The sequence below is a fragment of the Psychrobacter sp. C 20.9 genome (assembly GCF_001921765.1).
Taxonomy (GTDB): domain Bacteria; phylum Pseudomonadota; class Gammaproteobacteria; order Pseudomonadales; family Moraxellaceae; genus Psychrobacter; species Psychrobacter piscatorii_B.
On sequence record NZ_MRYC01000011.1, the window covers coordinates 1 to 18,924 of the forward strand.

The window sequence follows — 18,924 nt, forward strand, 5'->3', positions numbered from 1 at the left end:
GGGCTGATGCTAAAATTGCCCCATACTGCGTTACAAATCTCGCTAAGGCATCTGCATTATCGTCGCTTTGTGCCTTGTCTGGAACAATTTTAGCGATCAGCAGTGCCTATTTGCGAATGTTCAACACGCCCTACTTTTAATTATCTATGAATGTCAGGTAGATTATTCACTATTTTAAAGTTCGAATTCTTAGTTTCCTAAGCTCCTCTTAAGGTTTGTTTGTTGTAATAGCGGTAGAGCAGACGATGTGATGGCGAGTCTACTAGGGTGTGTTGACAATTACCGTAAATGGATAATCGTCGCTGCTAAATAGATATTAGCAGCAAACGACTCATCCGTTTTTCAGCACGCATGGCAATTTTCTTGAAATCTTTCAGCTTACAGAAGAAGTTCTCGATTAAATGACGCCACTTTTACATTTCTTTATCGAAATCTCGTTGCTTTAAACGAGAGTGTTTAGGGCGTATGACCGCTTTGCTACCACCCTCTTTTCAGTCTAGCAGTAGCCAATCTGTGTCAAAGGCTCTATCAGCAAGCAATGCATCAAACTCTTTGTCTTTAATTAAAGGTTTTTAGGTGCTGCAAACGCCGTCAACATCGAGAGCGAAATCGGTGTGAATCTCATCGCGCCTAATAATATTTATCTACTCCCTAATAAAATCCATATCAGTGTGTTTGAGCCTACTGGTTCTTATTGATATGCTATTTAGTTTTTATTCAATTGTGGAAGACAACTATGACTTCACCGCTTCACCGCTTGTATTCTTTTCGCCGCTGTCCCTATGCCATGCGTGCCCGTCTCGGTCTTTTATTTGCCGAGCAGTCTGTAGCGCTGCGGGAGGTTACGCTGAAGAATAAACCAGAGCAAATGCTAGCGATTAGCCCAAAAGGGACCGTACCCGTTTTACAGTTGGCGGATGGGACCGTCATTGAAGAAAGTGACGAGATTATGATGTGGGCACTTGAGCAGAATGACCCACACGGCTTACTTGATAAAAATACATTACCGCAAGCAAATGACTTGATTGCACAAAATGACAATGAGTTTAAATATTGGCTAGATCGATACAAATATGCAGATCGGTATCCTGAGATGACCCAGAGCGAGTATCGACAGCGCGGCGAGGTGTTTTTGCAGGTATTGGAGACGCTATTGACAAAAAATGTCTATCTATTAGGAGACAGTGTGACCACAGCGGATATTGGTATCATGCCGTTTGTTCGTCAATTTGCGCATGTTGATCGTGAGGTGTTTTATGGTTTGCCATACCCTAAATTGCAGCAGTGGTTACAAGATTGGCTTGCGCATCCGTTATTTTTGCAAGTCATGACTAAGTTTGAACCATGGCAAGAAGGCGATGAGGTGGTGATTTTTCCTTGTTAATATCTGGTATTTGAAGTTATTTATATGATCACATGAGTGGTGAGTGGTAGGTAAAGTATAGATTTGAAAGAACGTAGGAGAATACACATTGTATACTTGTAGTGGTCAAATATTTTTAGACAGTACTTAAGAGGTTTTTGTTGAAATAAAGTCTCTTTTTCTCGCTCGGTGTTAAATACTCATTAAAGCTGTGTGGTCTTACACTTTGATAATAGCCCCAAATATAATCATTTACTGCCTGCCGAGCCTCATCAATATTGTCATAGCCGTTTTTTGGCATCCACTCTGTCTTAAAGCTTCTAAAGAAGCGTTCAGTGAGGGCATTGTCCCAACAGTTGCCTCGTCGGCTCATACTATGCGACATACCATTGCACTTGGCTACGCATTTAGCATACTCTTCACTGGTATAATGACTGTCTTGATCTGAATGAAACAGCACGCCTTTAGGCTCAAGTCTTATGTGATATGCCATTTTTAGTGTAGATGTGGTCAGCTGGGTATTCGGGCTATCTGACAAGGCAAAACCAACAATACGTCGAGCATATAAATCCATAACGATGGCTAAATAACACCATCCGGCTTTGTTACGGACATAGGTTACATCACCTGTCCAGACTTGGTTTGGTGCAGTGGGCGCAAACTGACGGTCTAGTATGTTTCCATAAGCTTTATGGAATTCTTCACAACGCCTGTACTTATGTGATTTTATCTGTCGACTAATCAACCCCATTTGTGCCATCAGTTTAACTGCTCTGTAGCGTGTGAGTTTAATGTCATGTTGATGCGTGACGATAGCAGATACCGTCCTTGCACCAGCCGAGCCATTTGACTGCTCAAATACTTCTCTGATTAAGGCTTTGAGCCTTATAAGTTCAATGTTTATAGACCTAGATTTAGTACTGTTGTAATAGCTGCTTCTAACAACCCCAATGCGTCATAGGAGCAACTACCAAACGGTTTTTGATGACGATGCCATTATTAAGGGTAAAAGGTTGAAATAAAGGGTGGTATTTTGATTTCATAAGAAAATTCTCCTAACAGTATATTGAGTAACTTGAGCTTATGTATCAGCTATCTTAAAATTTAATTAACTTGCCATTGGTTAAAATTTTCTAGCGTGGCTTGTAAAATTGCCTCTTTATCACAAATGGCCGTGCCTTCTGCTCGAATCAAGGTGCGTTTTTTAAAGCCCATTTTTGCAAACATCATATCCAAATAACGGTAAGCAAATTCCATTTGTTGGCATTCTTTATCCAATGAGAACATCGACCCACTAATTTGTAGAAACAACACGGCTCTATTATCGGTCAATAAGGGTTCAATTTTACCTGCCTCGCTGTACTGGAAAGTCTCTCGTGGCACCAACACCATATCCATATAATCTTTGAGTCGAGCAGGGATATTGTAGTTATACATCGGATAGATAATAACGATTTTTTGATGCGCTTTAAACTGCTGTAACATCGCTTGCCGAGTGTCGGCGATAGCTTGCTCCGCCACACTCAAAGCCTCCCCTGCTTTTTGTTTATAAATGACCGTTAGGGTTGCCTCATCCAAGGTAGGTAAATCCATGTCATTTAATGGCAAATAGGTTGTGCTTTCAGCAAATTGCTGTTTGATTTGTTGTAGTAACTGAGCCGAAAATGACTCAGTATGGGCATTGATTGTGGTATCAATGACAAGCGTTTTCATGGTTTTATACCCCATTTTTATTGGTTTAATTTGGCTAACACATTTTCTGCTAAGTCTTGCAACGTTTCTTTAACAGGGCGTTTGGTAGGCTTTAAATTAATGGTGACATGAGATAAGCCTTGTTCTTTTTGCTCTTGCCAAAATTCCAGCAAACTATGTGACCCGCCTCGTAGATAAATATTGCGAGATAATTGAGCAGGCTCATTCGGATTCTCACTAAGTTCGACAAAATTGGCATAACCAAAAGGATGCCAAGCGTCATCTTGATTTAAATCCGCCAAGGTTTGCACGATATTTTTGGTATCTTTTGGGTTTACCCCATGCCAAATCCACGCATCGGCAGTATTAGCAAGCCAATCTAGTTCCTGTCTGGCACGACCAATAGCAACCATCGGTAAGCGTTGTTCAAGGATAGGGATAAAGCCAATATTGCCTGTTAAATCCCCATAATGTTGCCCTTTAAACTGCGGAAATTTTTGGGTGGTTAAGGCACGAATCATGTCCCAACTTTCTCGAAAACGCTCGGCACGATTGTCAAAGTTTTGCTGAAACACAGGGTATTCCACAGGTCTATCGCCACTCGACATCCCCAAAATAAAGCGATTATTGCTTAATACTGCCGTACTTGCTGAGGCTTTGGCGATATGAATGGGACTCCGCAAAGGTGCAACGATGCCTGCTGAACCTATCGCAATTCGTTGGGTTTTCGCAGTCAAATAGCCCATGGCAACCATGGGGTCAAATGCTTGTCCAACATCGCCAAAACTTGGATCGTAAAATGGCACATCTCGCAACCATAGTGCAGAAAATCCAAGCTGTTCTGCTAAGACAGCGGTTTCCCCAAAGTCTTCTAAGCTCGGAATCGGACTATTGGGATAGCCTTTAAACGGGGCAATCAATCCCAAGGTGAGTTTATCCGCTTGAAACACCTCACTAAATGAAGGGTGATTGGCAAGATGAGGGGGTAGTTGTTTTTGTTGCGGGGTTATATTTTCATTCGTCTGAGCGGTGTGAAATAATTGGCTATTGTCTTGTCCAAGAACAGAGAGGTTTGGTACAGCAGTTTGTGAGCTTGTGGTCATGGGAGTCACTCCGTTAAATTAAGCATTAAAAAATATAGCCCTAGTATAATGCTTTTATTTTTAATGATAATTGGGGTAAAATTAGAAACAGTTTTGCTTTTTTTGCAAAAATATGTTTATTCAAAAATACACTTAACTGCTAACAAACCCATGACCATCAATTACTTCTATGCCCTCACTATTTTTCACCATGTGGCGAATACTAATAGCTTTACTGCCACGGCAAGTCAGCTTGGGCTGGCGGTGTCGTCTGTCACTCGGCAAATTGATAACTTAGAACAATCCTTGCAAGTTAAGCTATTGAATCGCTCAACCAGACATTTGGATTTGACCCATGCAGGGATGCGTTATTTACAACAGACCGAGCCGATATTAGCTGAATTACAACAGGTAAATGAAGCGATTAAAGAGGAGCAAATTGAGCCACAAGGGCGATTGTGCCTTACTTTTCCCAGTGCCTATGGGATTGAAAAAATCGCCCCATTGCTTGCCGAATTTGCCCATTTATACCCAAAAATTGAATTGGAGCTATTTGCCAGTGATGAATTTGTAGATTTATTTAATGAGAAATATGATGTAGGGGTGCGGTTAGGGCGTGTGGAGGATGACCGCTTGGTAGCAAAATTTATTGCCTCTCAGCAACGGCTGTTATGTGCCAGTCCCGATTATCTACGATTGCATGGAACACCACAAATACCGTCACAATTAGCCGAGCATAATTGTTTGCCGTTTATGTATCAAGGCTATGCGTCAAAGTGGTATTTCCATCAAACGGGTAAAACGCAAAGTTTGCGGGTGACAGGGAATTTGATGGGTAATAATATAGAAATGCTGAAACAAGCCACGCTTGATGGACAAGGGATTAGCCATTTACCTAATTGGCTGATTGAGAAAGCGTTGCAGTCTGGGGCGTTGGTACAGGTGTTGTCTGATTGGCAAGTGACCCCGTCTTTGGCGACAGATGACGGGATTTATTTGGTGTATCCGCCCACTAGCCGTAATGTGGTAAAAATTGGCGTGTTGGTGAATTTTTTAGCACAGCGTTTGATAGGTTAAACTGTAGATGGTGATATTGTGAAAAGCACTAGAATATTATGCGTATCTAATTTAGGAAAGGCTTTCTTCATCATACTATTCTGATTTAAGTAACTGAACAAATTTAAATTATAAAAAACCGTTCGTGGTGAGCTTGTCGAACCATAACGGTTTTCCTACTCTTCAACAGGCTCAGGGTGAACGGAAAACCATATATAATTTTGTTTCATTACTTACTAGAATAATAGTGTAGTGGTCAACTAATTTTAGACACCTGATAAGAGGTTTTGATTAAAGTAGCGTCTCTCTGTCTCTAATGGTGTTAAAGAGTTGTTGAAGCTGTGCGGTCTCACAGCTCGATAATAACCCCAGATGTAATCACAGATATCTTGTTTAGCCACGGTGATATTCTCGTAACCGCCTTTGGGCATCCACTCTGTCTTAAAGCTTCTAAAGAACCTCACCTGTTTTTCAAGCTCTTGTATACGCCGTAATTCAGGCGTTAGGGCTTTGCCTTCTAATGGCATGACACCTTGCTGTTCTTTACGGTATTTATATACCCAATTCTCTAAGGTGGTTTTGCCGATACCTAATGAGTTGGCTACTTCTGGTATCTTCCTGCCTTGATCTTCAACCAGTTTAATGGCTTCTAGCTTAAATTCTTGGCTGTAGCGTCCACGTTTGGTGGTCATATCTTCTCTCCAGTCTTGGTGATAGTATAACCTCTTATCTACTGTCCTATTTCATTATGCCACTACAATGACACCTGCTGAGTACAGGCAGGTGGCTTAATTATTCTACGATGATGTTGTGTTAAGAATGGGGTATTTACAATGAGGTAATTCCGCTTATGGAACATTTAGCAGGCCTAACAAGACCATAAGTTGACCTCCCTGCGCTACACTTCAGCCGGTAAATTATGGCAGCGTTGATATCACTACCACTTGTCAAGTTGAATACACTGATGACTATCTAACTTTTAAGCCATAATTACTTTAGTTTGAATTAAAGTGAGTTAATGCATAGACTGAAGCAAGTAATGTCTTCAGTCTATGTTCGTAGTTCGATTACACTTATTCTATAGGAGACGGCTTACCGTGCGGGCTTGAGCGCAGGTACTGTTTGGGTGCTTTTACTTTTGCACCAAGCTCTGCTGCTGCATGCCAAGGCCAGTGCGGGTCGTAAAGTATGCCGCGTGCCAAGGCAACCGCGTCCGCTTGCTGCTCGGTGATGATGCTTTCTGCCTGCTCGGCCTCGGTGATTAGGCCCACGGCAATGACGGGTATATTGACCGCTTCTTTTATGGCGGCAGCAAAAGGCACTTGATAGCTCGCTTCCACAGGGATTTGCTGCTCTGGGCTCAGTCCTGCGGTGCTCACATGGATATAATCACAGCCTAATGCTTCTAAGGCTTTAGCCAGCTCGATCGTTTGGGTAAGGTCCCAGCCGCCTTCGACCCAATCGGTTGCAGAAACCCGCACGCCCACTGGCTTGTCACTTGAAAACTCAGCCCGAACCGCTGTAAACAAGTCAAGTAACAAGCGCATTCTGTTTTCAAGACTGCCGCCGTATTGATCATCACGTTGATTAGAAAGCGGCGATAAAAACTGATGCAATAGATAGCCGTGCGCACCATGAAGCTCAATTAAGTCAAGACCCAGCGCATCGGCACGTCTTGCCGCATCGATAAAATCACTGATGAGTGTATCAATGTCATTTTGATCCATTGCTGTGGGTACAGTAGAGTTTTCGTCATACGCCAGCGCTGATGGTGCCACCGTTTGCCAGCCATTTACCTCATCAGGGGCAATCGAGCCGTCGCCGTCCCATGGTTTTTTGGTTGACGCTTTACGCCCAGCATGGGCCAACTGGACGCCTATCGGCATCGGGCTGTACTGTCTGATTGCCGTTAGTGTTTTATCCAGTGCCGCTTGCGTCCTGTCATCCCATAATCCCAAATCAGCATAGCTGATACGCCCTTGCGGATTGACCGCTGTCGCTTCCAAAATAAGTAGCCCTGCACCGCTCAAACTCATTTGGCCCAAATGAATCGTATGCCAATCGCTTGCCGCGCCATTGTTGGCAGAGTATTGGCACATAGGAGCAATGATAATACGGTTATCTAATGTGAGTTGCCCAAGTTGCAAAGGCGAAAAAAGCTGGCTCATGGTAAATCCTTAAAAACGTGCCTAAAGGCATGGAAAATAAAATACAAAAACAATATAAATGACTTATACGATTAGCGCTTGAATACATGATGGGGATGAATGGTTGTTTTTATAGGTTACATTTAAGTGACGCTAGCTGATATATAGATTACTCTCAATCATGTTTTTCATATGTAGCAGGCGAGGGGCAATATCTTCTTCTAGCTTGGTGCGACTCAGGATAAAACTTGGCGCGCCGCAGTTAAACGTGAGCAAACCTTCCGTCGGGTGCATCAGCGCAATGGCGACCGCATTGACATCCTTTTGCCATTCACTGATAGAAAAACAATAGCCGTAATCTTCATAATCTTGAAAGGCTTTGTCCAGCCCTCGTCTGATCTTTAGCCAATCATCCTTGTACTTATTGCGAATCGCATTTAGGATAAATTCTTGCTCAGCAGGCGGCATGCTGGCGAGGCAAGCGCGTCCCATCGAGCTTAAATGAATGGGGAGATATGAGCCGATATTGCGCTGCATAGTCGTACTACCAGCCCCTTGCACCACATTGAGATAGACCATCATCAACCGATCGCGCGTCGCCATGGCCACAGCACTATTGGCATAATCTGCCAGCTCTTCCATATAAGGGGTGGCGAGGTTATTGATAGAGATGTTGGTCATCATGGTATAGCCAAACCCAAGCACACCGGTTGAGAGCTGATACTTACTGCTCGTGGTAGACTGTTTGAGATAGCCTAATTTGACCAAGGTATAGGTGAGGCGAGTGATGGTACCCTTAGGAATCCCTGTCAGTTGACTCAGCTCTTGATTGCCCAGATAAGGTCGCTTCGGGGTAAAACAGCGCAGTAGCTCAAGACCACGAGCCAACGCGGTGACAAACTGTCTGTCGTTTTTGCCCTGCATCTCTGCAATGGGTTCTAACAACTCCATATGCATCTCATTATTAGGGTCGTCATTGGCAAGGGTGTCGTTCGTCATAGGCGGTCTATTATCCCCAATTCAGTCCATACAAGCATAGTAAAATTATCACTACCTAGCGTCACCGTGAGCCAGTATTGCTATATAGAACAAGTGTTTAGCAAATACTTATTACAGGCTTTATCACTGACTCACAGTCACATGCCAAAGGCAGTTTATCTTGTTCATTATACTATATTACCGTACATTTATATTCTCAGCATAGCATGATGTGGGTAGATTGTTTCGCTATGCGGTATGAACGGTCGTAATATAGGGGGTCAACGGCGTTATAAAAGATCTTATGAGGCCTCTTGTGGATCATACTGCTTTTCTTTGATAAACAAGGTTGGGATCAGACCACATAAGAAGTAAGCACCTGCCATCAGCAGCAGACCTGCACCGATGGAGTTATGCATCGCCATGTAGCCGATAGCGACAGGGGCAATCACAGAGCCAAGTCGCCCGATATTAAAGGCACCGCCAATGGCTGTACCTCGGATAGCTGTCGGGAAGCTCTCGGTCAAGTAGGTGGCGTTTATAGCATAAGGGATACCATACAAGAAGCCAAAGGTAATCATTAGCCAGCCGATATTTTCTGGAGTATGCATATAGACTAAGAAAGGAATGAATAGAGCGGTGCCCATGGTGCCAAAAGCAAAGACTATTTTTCGACCGATTTTGTCCGCCATAAACCCTGCTATTACTTTAGCAAACATCATCGTTAGGTAAGTGCCTGCCATATATAGCGCCATTTCTTTAAACTTGATACCCAGCTCAGTTTCGAGATAAGACGGTAGCCAATTACTCACACCAAAATAGCCAAACAGTAATAACCCTGAGCTCATCGACCACAGTATAAACATAATGCGATGTTTGGGATTTTCAAAGATAGCCTTGTAAGGGTTTTCTGCCTTTTGCAGTGTGGTTTTCTCGCCGCTTAATTTACGGGCACGCGCCTCTTTCCAAGATTGTGGTTCAGGTACTAGAAAATACATGAATATTGAAAGGAGAATGGGCAAAAAGGTTAAAAGGTATAGGGTACGCCAGCCATAGCTGGGAATAATCCATGCTGAAATGCTTGTAATGACCAAAGATCCGAGCGTAAAACCAGTCATAAGCGCGGCGAGCACAGTCGTTCGATGCTTCGTCGGCACCATCTCAGACATCAACGTGTTGGTGGCGATATATAAGCTGCCAAGCCCTAAGCAAGCAATAAATCGTAGTGCCACAAACTGCTCATAGCTCTGCACAAGCCCACTAAAACCAGATAGGATAGAAAACATCCCAGTAGCCAAAACAATCACGCGTACTCGTCCAAAACGATCACAGGCCCAGCCGCCAAAAACCCCGCCAATAGCCATGCCAAACAATGACCAGCTACCCAGCGCGCCAGCTTGCACATTGGTCAAGCCAAACTCTAGTTTTAGGCTAGATAAGGTAAAGGCAAGAATACCGATATCAGCCCCATCACATAATAAAACCAAGAAACAAAAAACAAAGGCCAGTTTCCAAGGCTGTTTTTGGACCGTGCTTGCGCTTGGGTCTGACGTTATAGCGACACTTTTCACAATGTATATCCTTATCGTTGTGAGAATCAAAGTCTGAGTTATAAAGAGAAGGGAACGGCATCAGCATCCTAGCAAATACCGCCTTGTGTTTTGGTGAGCACGCCTGCGAGATAGATTACTCGCTGGCTTCTTTGATCATATTGCGGGCAATGATGACTTGCTGAATTTGGGTCGTACCTTCATACAGACGATAGAGACGCACATCACGATAAAAACGCTCAATACCATAATCTGCGATATAGCCTGCGCCGCCATGGATCTGTACGGCTCTATCCGCCACGCGGCCGCACATCTCGGTGGCAAACATTTTGGCACATGAGGATTCGGTCACGACATCTTTGCCTTCATCACGTAGACGCGCCGCATCTAGTACCATGGATTTGGCAGCATAAATCTCTGCTTTTGAGTCAGCGAGCATGCCTTGAATGAGCTGAAAACTGGCAATAGGCTGCCCAAATTGCTTACGCTCGACGGCATAATGTAATGCATCATTTAGCATGCGAGTCGCAGCTCCAGTACTGGCTGCTGCAATGTGCAATCGTCCTTTATCTAAGACTTTCATCGCGGTTTTGAAGCCCACACCCTCGACACCGCCGATGAGCGCATCGGTTGGCACGACGCAGTTGTCAAAGATCACATCACAGGTATGCGCGCCTTTTTGTCCCATTTTTTTGTCAATTTTGCCCAAAGTAATACCCGGCGTGTCGCTTTCAACAATAAATGCCGAAATACCGCCAGCGCGTTTGTTTTGTGGGTCAGTACGTGCCATGACAGTGAAGATACCCGCTTGCGGGGCGTTGGTGATATAGCGTTTGGTACCGTTGATGATATAAGTATCACCATCTCTAACAGCGGTTGTCTTTAATGAGGCGGCATCTGAGCCTGAGTCAGGCTCGGTCAAGCAAAATGAACCAATGATCTCCCCACTGGCGAGGCGAGGCAGATACTTCTGCTTTTGCGCTTCTGTCCCATCAATCACAAGACCAGAGGAGCCAATACCGTTATTGGTCCCAATCAGTGATCGAAAGGCAGGAGAGGTACGTCCCAGCTCAAATGCCAAGGTCACTTCTTCTTCCATCGTGACACCAAGACCACCGTACTCTTCAGGAATAGTTAGCCCAAATAGCCCAAGCTCGCGCATCTGCTCGATGATCTCTTCTGGTAGGCGATCGTTTTCTGCCACCCAGTGCTCCAGAGGAACGAGTTGGTCATTAACGAAGTTACGGATGGTATGAGTGATATGGTCGAGGGTTTCTTTATCTCTAATCATATGAGTCTTCCTTGTTGGATAAATGCCTGTTTGATTGATGACTGATAGTCATAACGGCTTTTTGACGATGTTAGTCATGTGACGTCCTTGGATAATTAGCATAATCGATGAATAAGTAAATTACAATAGTTTTGGTTTAAAAAACCGCATTGCGGTATTTTTATTATGAATATGATAATTATTCTCTATAATTTTTCTCATTTAACCAATTTTTTCCCTTCACAAACCAAAATAAACAGTATATATTGATATTAAATACCGCATAGCGATATTTTTATTTCAAAAATAATCGTTTTAATATGTTTTTGTACTTTATTATGTATTTGTACTTTATATCGGAATGATGTCTAAGGAGGGGATCATGGAAGAGCAATTCATTATTTGTGAAAAACCAAAAGAGGGCGTGAGTGTCATGACGCTCAATCGCCCCAAAGTGCGCAATGCACTAAACGGCGAGCTACGCCAACAAATGGCAGATTTGTTCATTCAGTTAAATGATGATCCACAAACCAAAGCGATCGTCCTGACTGGCGGTGACAAGGTGTTTGCTGCTGGTGCCGATATCAATGATTTTTTGACGATCAGTACGGCTGATATGTATCTGCGTCGTAGCGAGCGCTATTGGGATGCCATCACTCATTGCCGCAAGCCCATTATTGCTGCCGTCAATGGCTATGCACTTGGCGGTGGCTGTGAGCTGGCCATGCATGCTGACATCATCATCGCTGGCAAATCTGCCAAATTTGGGCAGCCCGAGATCAAAATAGGACTGATGCCAGGAGCAGGAGGCACGCAGCGTTTGTTTCGTGCCATTGGCAAACACAAGGCCATGAAGATGGTACTCACGGGCGATATGATCAGCGCTGATGAGGCGGGCACAATGGGGCTGGTCTCTGAAGTCGTCGACGATGAGGCTACCATCACTCGTGCCATTGAGATCGCTGAGCAGCTATCAAAGTACTCTCCTATTGCCTTAGCGCAAATCAAAGAGGTGGCAACACTGGGTGCTGATATGCCTTTAGAAGGCGCGTTGGCCTTAGAGCGTAAAGCCTTTCAGATTCTGTTTGATACGCATGACCAAAAAGAAGGCGCCAAAGCTTTTTTGGAAAAGCGCCCTGCAGAGTATAAAGGCTATTAAGGGGCAGATGCCGCTTATCTCTTTTGCCCACGCCGACCAAATCCTATCGCAAATTATGTAGAGAATGATTATGACCGTGAATACACTTGCCATTGTTGGCACTGGCATTATGGGTATGGGTATCGCCCAAATTGCTGCCCAAGCTGATATCCAAGTTCTTTTATATGACGCCAAAGCAGGCGCAGCTGAGCAGGGACGACATTCGCTGAAAACCATGCTTGAAAAGCTCACCGCTAAAGGCAAATTCAGCGATGACGAGCTACAAGCTATGCTAAGCCGTTTAACCGTCGTCCAAGAGTTAAGCCAAATCGCGACCGCTGAGATCGTGGTTGAAGCCATTATCGAAAATCTAGACATCAAAAAACAGCTTTTCGCCCAGTTAGAAGAGGTCGTCACCCCTGATACTGTTTTGGCGACCAACACCTCCTCATTATCAGTCACGGCAATTGCTGCTGACTGCGATCATCCAGAGCGCGTGGCAGGGTTTCACTTCTTTAATCCAGTCCCTTTAATGAAAATCGTAGAAATCATTCCGGGCCTTTCTACTCGGCAATCGGTCGTTGATGCGCTCACTGATTTGGCCAAGCGGATGGGTCATCTGGGCGTGGTCGCAAAAGACACACCCGGTTTCATCGTCAACCATGGTGGCAGAGCCTATGGTACCGAAGCATTAAAAATATTGGGTGAAGGCGTCGCAAGTTTTGAGCAAATAGACCGCATTTTACGTGATGGCGCAGGGTTTCGTATGGGGCCGTTCGAGCTGTTAGATCTGACGGGTATCGATGTGTCACACCCCGTGATGGAGTCAATTTACAACCAGTTCTATCATGAAGCGCGCTATCGCCCGCATCCATTAACCCGTCAGATGCTGGTAGGCAAAAAGCTCGGCCGTAAGGTTGGCGGCGGTTTTTATCAATACGAAAAAGGTCAAAAGGTTTCCGTAGATAGTGCTCAAAATCAATCGTTCGAAGCGCTCATATCTGATGCCACTATTAGCTCAGTGTGGATTGGCGCTGATTTGGCAGAAGATAAGACGCAGCTGATTGATTACTTAAATGCTCATGACGTCACTATCGATGACAACGACACACCACACCCTGATAGTTTGGTGCTACTCGCCATCTATGGTGAAGATACGACCAATGCCGCGATTCGTTATCAGGTTGATCCCAAGCAAGCCGTTGCCATTGATATGCTTACCGAGCTTACAAAGCATCGTACGTTGATGCCAAGCATCGTCACACAAGAACGATTCGTGGCGCAAGCTTATGCGTTATTTGGCAGTAGCACGGGTAATAAAGGCTCAGATAGTCGTGAAGCAGATGCGCAGGAGGCGAGCAGTGCCACGCTGATTGCCGAAAGTACAGGCTTTGTGGCACAGCGGGTGGTCGCCATGGTAATCAATCTCGGCTGTGACATCGCCATGCAAAAGATTGCCACGCCAGAGGATATCGATAATGCCGTCAAGCTTGGGTTGGGGTATCCATACGGCCCGATCTCTTGGGGCGATCATCTTGGTGCCTCGCGTGTGCTGCTCATTTTAGAGCGTATCTACGCGCTCACAGGCGATCCACGCTATCGCCCAAGCCCTTGGTTACAGCGCCGCGCCAAGCTGGCTGTGTCATTGTTCACTCAGCAGGCCATTTATTAGTACAAACAACAAAATATCGTTATAAAACCATTTATTCAAAGTTAAAAAATACAACAAGGACACGTTATGTTAGATGCCTATATTTATGATGGCTTAAGAAGCCCTTTTGGTCGCTATGTCGGTGCATTGGCAACGGTACGCGCTGATGATTTGGTCGCTACCGTGATGAAAGCGCTGGTCGAAAAGCACCAATTATCTGCTGATATCTTTGATGAAGTGTTGCTAGGTAGTGCCAACCAAGCAGGTGAGGACTCTCGCAATATCGCGCGTAACGCTGCTCTGTTGGCAGGGCTGGATGTCACCACGCCAGGTCAGACAGTAAACCGTCTATGTGCGTCAGGTCTGTCTACCGTGGTCGATGCTGCTCGCAGTATTACGTGCAATGAAGGGGATATTATTTTAGCAGGTGGGGTCGAGTCGATGACGCGTGCGCCTTTTGTCTTTGCCAAGACAGAGCAGCCGTTTAGCCGTGACTTTAAAGTATTTGATACGACGATTGGTAGCCGTTTTCCTAACCCAAAAATTATTGAGAAGTTCGGCAGTGATACCATGCCGCAGACGGGTGACAATGTTGCTCATAAATATGGTATTACTCGCGAGGAAGCCGATAAGTTTGCAGCAGCATCACAAGCCAAGTACCAAGCTGCCAAACAAGCAGGGTTTTTTGACGATGAGATAACGCCTATCTCCGTCCCACAAGGTAAAAAGTTGCCCGAAAAAGTCGTTACGGATGATGAGCATCCTCGTGCCAGCTCCGATATTGCAGCGCTACAAAAGCTTAAACCTTTAAATGAAAATGGCATAGTCACCGCAGGTAATGCTTCCGGTATCAATGATGGTGCTGCTGCGCTCATCATTGGTTCAAAGCAAGCAGAAAAAAAGCTAGGCTTTAAGCCGATTGCCAGAATTTTGTCATCGGGTGCGATGGGGGTTGAGCCCAATATCATGGGTATCGGGCCTGTTGAAGCGATTAAGCTGGCGCTAAAGCGTGCAAATTTAACCCTCGATGACATGTCTGTCATTGAGATTAATGAAGCATTCGCTTCGCAAGTGCTTGGCTGCCTAAAAGGGTTGGATATTGATTTTGATGATAAGCGTGTCAATCCTAATGGCGGCGCCATCGCGGTCGGGCATCCACTGGGCGCATCTGGTGCACGAATCGCTTTGAGTACCGCTCGAGAATTACAGCGTACGGGCGGCAAATATGCAGTGGTTAGCCTATGCATTGGCATCGGGCAAGGGCTTGCCATGGTGATAGAGCGCGTCTGATATTAAAAGCACGCGCCACATTACTGATTATCAAGGACAGTTTATTATCAAGGATGACACTATGACAACCATACTCAATCAACATGACAACTACCATCAGGCCGAAGACGCGTATGGGTTTCCGTTAATTATTAAGCAGCTACTCAACCGTGCCAAAGTCGCCTCCACCAACCAAACCATCAGCTATGCGGACAAAGTCACGTTTACCTATGCTGAATTTTTTAAGCGTATCAATCGCTTGGCCAATGTCTTAAAAAACATGGGCTTGCAGGCAGGGGATGTGGTCGCGGTCATGGATTGGGACAGTCATCGTTACCTTGAGGCATACTTTGCCGTACCGATGTCCGGCATGATTTTACAAACCGTCAATGTGCGCTTGTCAGAAGACAAAGTGCTCTATACCATCAACCATGCTGCACCAAAAGCGCTACTGTTAAATGCTGAGTTTGAGCCGATGATCAAAGATTATCGTGATGATGCACCGTCTATTGAGCATGTGATCTGGGCTGATGATGCAGAAGATGACAATGCAGGTAGTGAGAAAGCAGGTAGTGAGAAAGCTGAGCTGTCTGACTATGTTGACGGTGAATATGAGGCGCTATTAGCAGCTGCTAGTGACGAGTTTGACTTCCCAGATTTTGATGAAAACACCATCGCGACCACATTTTATACCAGTGGTACGACAGGCGATCCAAAAGGGGTTTTCTTCACCCATCGCCAGATCGTACTACAGACGATGGCAAGCACTTTGGCGTCAGCGCTCAATGCCGAAGGTCAAGGCGCGCGCTATAACGATGTCTACATGCCGATGACGCCCTTGTTTCACGTTCATGCATGGTGCTGGCCATATGGCGCCACCATGATAGGGCTAAACCAAGTATATCCGGGACGCTATCTAGCACCAAAATTAGTCGATTTGATTGAGCAGCATAAAGTCACGCTGTCGCATGGCGTCCCCGCCATATTGCAGATGCTCCTCAAAGAAATGGCAGAGCGCGGTCGTAAGTTTGAGAATCTCAAACTACTGCTAGGGGGCTCAAAGCTCAACGAGGGCTTAGCTAAAGCCGCTATCGAGTGCGGTATTGAGTTTATGTCAGGGTTTGGGATGTCAGAGTCCTGTCCTGTGCTGTCTCGAGCGGTATTCGATGACAAAACCGAGTCAATGACCCTAGAGGACAATCTCAATTATCGTTGTCTGTCAGGTTCGCCCATCATGCTGGTATCGATGGAAATCTGGAACGAAAATGGTCAACCTCAACCGATGGATGGTGAGTCGACAGGCGAGCTTGTGATACGAGCGCCGTGGCTAACGCAAAGCTATTTTAAAAATCCCGATGCAGGCAATGCGCTATGGAAAGGCGGCTGGATGCATACGCAAGACATTGCCTGCATAAGCGCCGATGGTACGCTGAGCATCACCGATAGACTAAAAGACGTTATCAAGTCTGGTGGCGAATGGGTGTCCTCGCTCGAGGTTGAGACGATTCTATCCTTTCACCCAAGCGTTGCTGATATCGCGGTAATTGGTGTTCCAGATACGCGCTGGGGCGAGCGCCCTCTTGCATTGGTCGTGCTAAAACCAGACTATGCCGATACAACGTCGACAGATATTTTGGCACTGGGTCATCAAGCGGTTGAGAGAGGTCATTTGCCAAAATATGGCGTGCCAAGTGAAGTGAGGTTCTTATCAGAGATGCCAAAAACCAGCGTCGGTAAACTCGATAAAAAACGCATGCGCTCGATGTATTCAGAAAACATTATCTAGCCAAATAGACCTGTCACCATCACAGCGAGTTTACTAACAGAAAAGACGTATATAAACCCTAGTGTCTGCATAAATGCTAGGGATGGGGGAGGTGTGTGTCATGAGTACCCTGAGTCACACGCATCATCTATATAACAAAACCTGCCTAATAAAAAGAGACAAGCTATGGAAGCGGTTCCTACATTTCCAGAAATACAAGAGGCTGTCATAAGTGATGACAGTCATCCATTACACGACTTTACGGTTATCTACCCTCAGCAAGTTGAATGGGGTGATATGGATACCTTTGGTCATGTCAATAATGTGGTCTATTACGAATACTCTCAAAATGCTCGTATCTACTACAACAGGCGACTTGGTTTATTTAATGAAAAAACGTTTTCGGTGATGGCGGCCTCGTCATGTCGATACCTTACTCCAGTTGCTTATCCTGATACGTTGTGGATCGGCGTCAAGGTCAAAAAAATCGGCAACTCAAGTCTGGTGCACGAATACACCTATTATAGTACCGCACTAAAAAAAGCCGTTGCAATCGGTGAGTCGGTGCTGGTCTATCTCGATAAATTGAGCGGACAAAAAAAGCCAATTGATGTATTGCAAAAAGAAGCCATTGCAGCATTAGAGAGTATCGACCAAGAAGCATAACACCCAATAGAACATCAATTGGTTACTGACTCTTTGATGAGACAGCAGGCAATAGGTAGGAGGCAATTTATAAAAAACGCATTCACGGTTATGAAGTAAAGAGCACGTAATCGCCATTGGCATTGATAAGGATATCAACATATAACAGGGAAGAGAGGAATGATGCTTTATACAAAAAGGCTATCTATAGGATTGGCTATGGTAGCAACCTGCGCATCTGCGCAAGCAATCGATATTGTGACAACGGGCGATACAACATTGAGTATCGGGGGTTATATCAAAGCAGAAGGGGCATTTAATTCGCCTGATGAGGGAGATTCAGAATTTAAAGGAAACTTACGCCAGTCACGTATTAATGTGAAGACGACCAAGTCTGTGGAGGATAAAAAGCTCACAGGTTTTATTGAAGGCGATTTTTATGGGGATTATGCCAAGGGCGGATCCAACCTGCGCTTGCGCCATGCTTATGTGCAAGTGGATGATCTGACAGTGGGTAAAACGTGGAACGGTCAGTTTTTGGCAGTCGCGCCACTCTCCACCGAGCAGCTTGACTTCTGGGGTACAGGTATCGGCACAGCCTCCGGTGGCGGCTCATACATTCGTCCAGATTTGACGGTGCATTACACTTACAAGGGGCTGCGTTTTACCGCTCAAGACCCTGTGTATGACGATGCCAGCCTGCCTGATATGGTGGTCAGTTACAAAGATAAGATAGCCAATCTCGACTATAATGTCGCTGTCACGGCGCGTGAAGCTGAGAACGGAGAGGACTCGGATGTGGGCGTCGGCGTGTCTTTAGCAGGCAAATTGTCGTTGGGTCAAGACTCGCTCCATGCGAGTGTCTATAACGGTAAAGGGATGGGTGCTTATTCTGCCATATGTGTGGGCGGGCCGCTTATTATGAATGGTGGTGCTGATTGTGACGCCGAACATGGCAAACTGATCTCTCAGACAGGTTATAGTGTTGGTTATAAGCATCAGTTCTCTCAAAAACTGCGTGGCAACTTGCGTTATGGTGAGGTCAATGTCGATGACGCGGCAGATACCTCTGCCAATGTCAAAAGCGCTAACCTTATCTATGAGTATCTGCCAGATTTAGACTTGGGGATTGAGTGGCGAGAGCAAAGTGCGACGACCTTTCCATGGATGCCAGCAGGTCAGCAAATAGAAGTGATGGCCAAATACGAGTTTTGAGAGTGATGAATTGAGAGGGGTGCTATTTTTAATGATATTTATAATATAGCTCACGATAGACTTGCCATGCTACCAAGTGTATTAAACAACATCCCAGACATTT

At 45.2% G+C, this 18,924-nt stretch carries 16 protein-coding genes; 8 read left to right on the forward strand and 8 right to left on the reverse strand.

The window, feature by feature from the left end:
* Window positions 1-736 precede the first annotated feature (736 nt).
* Window positions 737-1,384 (forward strand): glutathione S-transferase, encoded by a 648-nt coding sequence (locus BTW00_RS08630; protein WP_083603611.1) that lies wholly within the window; start codon window positions 737-739, stop codon window positions 1,382-1,384.
* Window positions 1,385-1,499: 115 nt separating this feature from the next.
* Here BTW00_RS08630 and BTW00_RS08635 read toward each other — a convergent pair whose 3' ends face one another.
* The 3 genes from BTW00_RS08635 to BTW00_RS08645 form a co-directional block, all read right to left on the reverse strand.
* Window positions 1,500-2,315, reverse strand: a complete 816-nt coding sequence (locus tag BTW00_RS08635; protein WP_075107065.1) for an IS3 family transposase — start codon at window positions 2,313-2,315, stop codon at window positions 1,500-1,502.
* 152 nt (window positions 2,316-2,467) lie between these two features.
* Window positions 2,468-3,076: an FMN-dependent NADH-azoreductase gene (locus BTW00_RS08640; RefSeq protein WP_075107134.1), complete on the reverse strand. Its 609-nt coding sequence runs from the start codon at window positions 3,074-3,076 to the stop codon at window positions 2,468-2,470.
* Window positions 3,077-3,093: 17 nt separating this feature from the next.
* Window positions 3,094-4,158, reverse strand: a complete 1,065-nt coding sequence (locus BTW00_RS08645) for a TIGR03571 family LLM class oxidoreductase (protein ID WP_083603614.1) — start codon at window positions 4,156-4,158, stop codon at window positions 3,094-3,096.
* Window positions 4,159-4,308: 150 nt separating this feature from the next.
* Between BTW00_RS08645 and BTW00_RS08650 the strand changes: the two genes are divergently transcribed.
* Complete coding sequence (locus tag BTW00_RS08650) at window positions 4,309-5,214, forward strand: LysR family transcriptional regulator (protein ID WP_197707684.1); 906 nt, start codon at window positions 4,309-4,311, stop codon at window positions 5,212-5,214.
* 245 nt (window positions 5,215-5,459) lie between these two features.
* Here BTW00_RS08650 and BTW00_RS08655 read toward each other — a convergent pair whose 3' ends face one another.
* The 5 genes from BTW00_RS08655 to BTW00_RS08675 form a co-directional block, all read right to left on the reverse strand.
* The gene (locus BTW00_RS08655) at window positions 5,460-5,885 is read right to left on the reverse strand and encodes a transposase (protein WP_075107066.1); all 426 of its coding nucleotides are present in this window, start codon (window positions 5,883-5,885) and stop codon (window positions 5,460-5,462) included.
* A gap of 381 nt (window positions 5,886-6,266) precedes the next feature.
* On the reverse strand, window positions 6,267-7,361 hold the full coding sequence (locus BTW00_RS08660; RefSeq protein WP_075107067.1) for an NADH:flavin oxidoreductase/NADH oxidase: 1,095 nt from the start codon (window positions 7,359-7,361) through the stop codon (window positions 6,267-6,269).
* A gap of 132 nt (window positions 7,362-7,493) precedes the next feature.
* Window positions 7,494-8,339, reverse strand: coding sequence for an IclR family transcriptional regulator (locus BTW00_RS08665; protein WP_071001513.1), 846 nt, complete (start codon window positions 8,337-8,339; stop codon window positions 7,494-7,496).
* Between the two features lie 281 nt (window positions 8,340-8,620).
* Window positions 8,621-9,889 carry an MFS transporter gene (locus BTW00_RS08670; protein ID WP_075107068.1) on the reverse strand — a complete coding sequence of 423 codons (1,269 nt, stop codon included), beginning with the start codon at window positions 9,887-9,889 and terminating at the stop codon, window positions 8,621-8,623.
* 115 nt (window positions 9,890-10,004) lie between these two features.
* Entirely contained in the window at window positions 10,005-11,159 is a 1,155-nt protein-coding gene (locus BTW00_RS08675) for an acyl-CoA dehydrogenase family protein (protein WP_075107069.1), read from the reverse strand.
* 361 nt (window positions 11,160-11,520) lie between these two features.
* Between BTW00_RS08675 and BTW00_RS08680 the strand changes: the two genes are divergently transcribed.
* From BTW00_RS08680 to BTW00_RS08705, 6 genes are all read left to right on the forward strand, one after another.
* On the forward strand, window positions 11,521-12,297 hold the full coding sequence (locus BTW00_RS08680) for an enoyl-CoA hydratase (protein ID WP_075107070.1): 777 nt from the start codon (window positions 11,521-11,523) through the stop codon (window positions 12,295-12,297).
* Window positions 12,298-12,367: 70 nt separating this feature from the next.
* Window positions 12,368-13,948: a 3-hydroxyacyl-CoA dehydrogenase gene (locus tag BTW00_RS08685; RefSeq protein WP_075107071.1), complete on the forward strand. Its 1,581-nt coding sequence runs from the start codon at window positions 12,368-12,370 to the stop codon at window positions 13,946-13,948.
* Window positions 13,949-14,014: 66 nt separating this feature from the next.
* A complete protein-coding gene (locus BTW00_RS08690) occupies window positions 14,015-15,217 on the forward strand; it encodes a 3-oxoadipyl-CoA thiolase (protein ID WP_075107072.1) in 1,203 nt (400 codons plus the stop codon).
* 61 nt (window positions 15,218-15,278) lie between these two features.
* Window positions 15,279-16,982 (forward strand): fatty acid--CoA ligase, encoded by a 1,704-nt coding sequence (locus BTW00_RS08695; protein ID WP_075107073.1) that lies wholly within the window; start codon window positions 15,279-15,281, stop codon window positions 16,980-16,982.
* A gap of 165 nt (window positions 16,983-17,147) precedes the next feature.
* Window positions 17,148-17,627 (forward strand): thioesterase family protein, encoded by a 480-nt coding sequence (locus tag BTW00_RS08700; RefSeq protein ID WP_075107074.1) that lies wholly within the window; start codon window positions 17,148-17,150, stop codon window positions 17,625-17,627.
* 198 nt (window positions 17,628-17,825) lie between these two features.
* Complete coding sequence (locus BTW00_RS08705) at window positions 17,826-18,821, forward strand: hypothetical protein (protein ID WP_256714041.1); 996 nt, start codon at window positions 17,826-17,828, stop codon at window positions 18,819-18,821.
* Window positions 18,822-18,924: the final 103 nt, after the last annotated feature.

Bases quoted from the DNA above. Each gene is read 5' to 3' on its own strand.
- BTW00_RS08630 (WP_083603611.1), top strand. From the start codon at position 737: ATGACTTCACCGCTTCACCGCTTGTATTCTTTTCGCCGCTGTCCCTAT.
- BTW00_RS08640 (WP_075107134.1), bottom strand. From the start codon at position 3,076: ATGAAAACGCTTGTCATTGATACCACAATCAATGCCCATACTGAGTCA.
- BTW00_RS08645 (WP_083603614.1), bottom strand. From the start codon at position 4,158: ATGACCACAAGCTCACAAACTGCTGTACCAAACCTCTCTGTTCTTGGA.
- BTW00_RS08650 (WP_197707684.1), top strand. From the start codon at position 4,309: ATGACCATCAATTACTTCTATGCCCTCACTATTTTTCACCATGTGGCG.
- BTW00_RS08655 (WP_075107066.1), bottom strand. From the start codon at position 5,885: ATGACCACCAAACGTGGACGCTACAGCCAAGAATTTAAGCTAGAAGCC.
- BTW00_RS08660 (WP_075107067.1), bottom strand. From the start codon at position 7,361: ATGAGCCAGCTTTTTTCGCCTTTGCAACTTGGGCAACTCACATTAGAT.
- BTW00_RS08665 (WP_071001513.1), bottom strand. From the start codon at position 8,339: ATGACGAACGACACCCTTGCCAATGACGACCCTAATAATGAGATGCAT.
- BTW00_RS08675 (WP_075107069.1), bottom strand. From the start codon at position 11,159: ATGATTAGAGATAAAGAAACCCTCGACCATATCACTCATACCATCCGT.
- BTW00_RS08680 (WP_075107070.1), top strand. From the start codon at position 11,521: ATGGAAGAGCAATTCATTATTTGTGAAAAACCAAAAGAGGGCGTGAGT.
- BTW00_RS08685 (WP_075107071.1), top strand. From the start codon at position 12,368: ATGACCGTGAATACACTTGCCATTGTTGGCACTGGCATTATGGGTATG.
- BTW00_RS08690 (WP_075107072.1), top strand. From the start codon at position 14,015: ATGTTAGATGCCTATATTTATGATGGCTTAAGAAGCCCTTTTGGTCGC.
- BTW00_RS08695 (WP_075107073.1), top strand. From the start codon at position 15,279: ATGACAACCATACTCAATCAACATGACAACTACCATCAGGCCGAAGAC.
- BTW00_RS08700 (WP_075107074.1), top strand. From the start codon at position 17,148: ATGGAAGCGGTTCCTACATTTCCAGAAATACAAGAGGCTGTCATAAGT.
- BTW00_RS08705 (WP_256714041.1), top strand. From the start codon at position 17,826: ATGGTAGCAACCTGCGCATCTGCGCAAGCAATCGATATTGTGACAACG.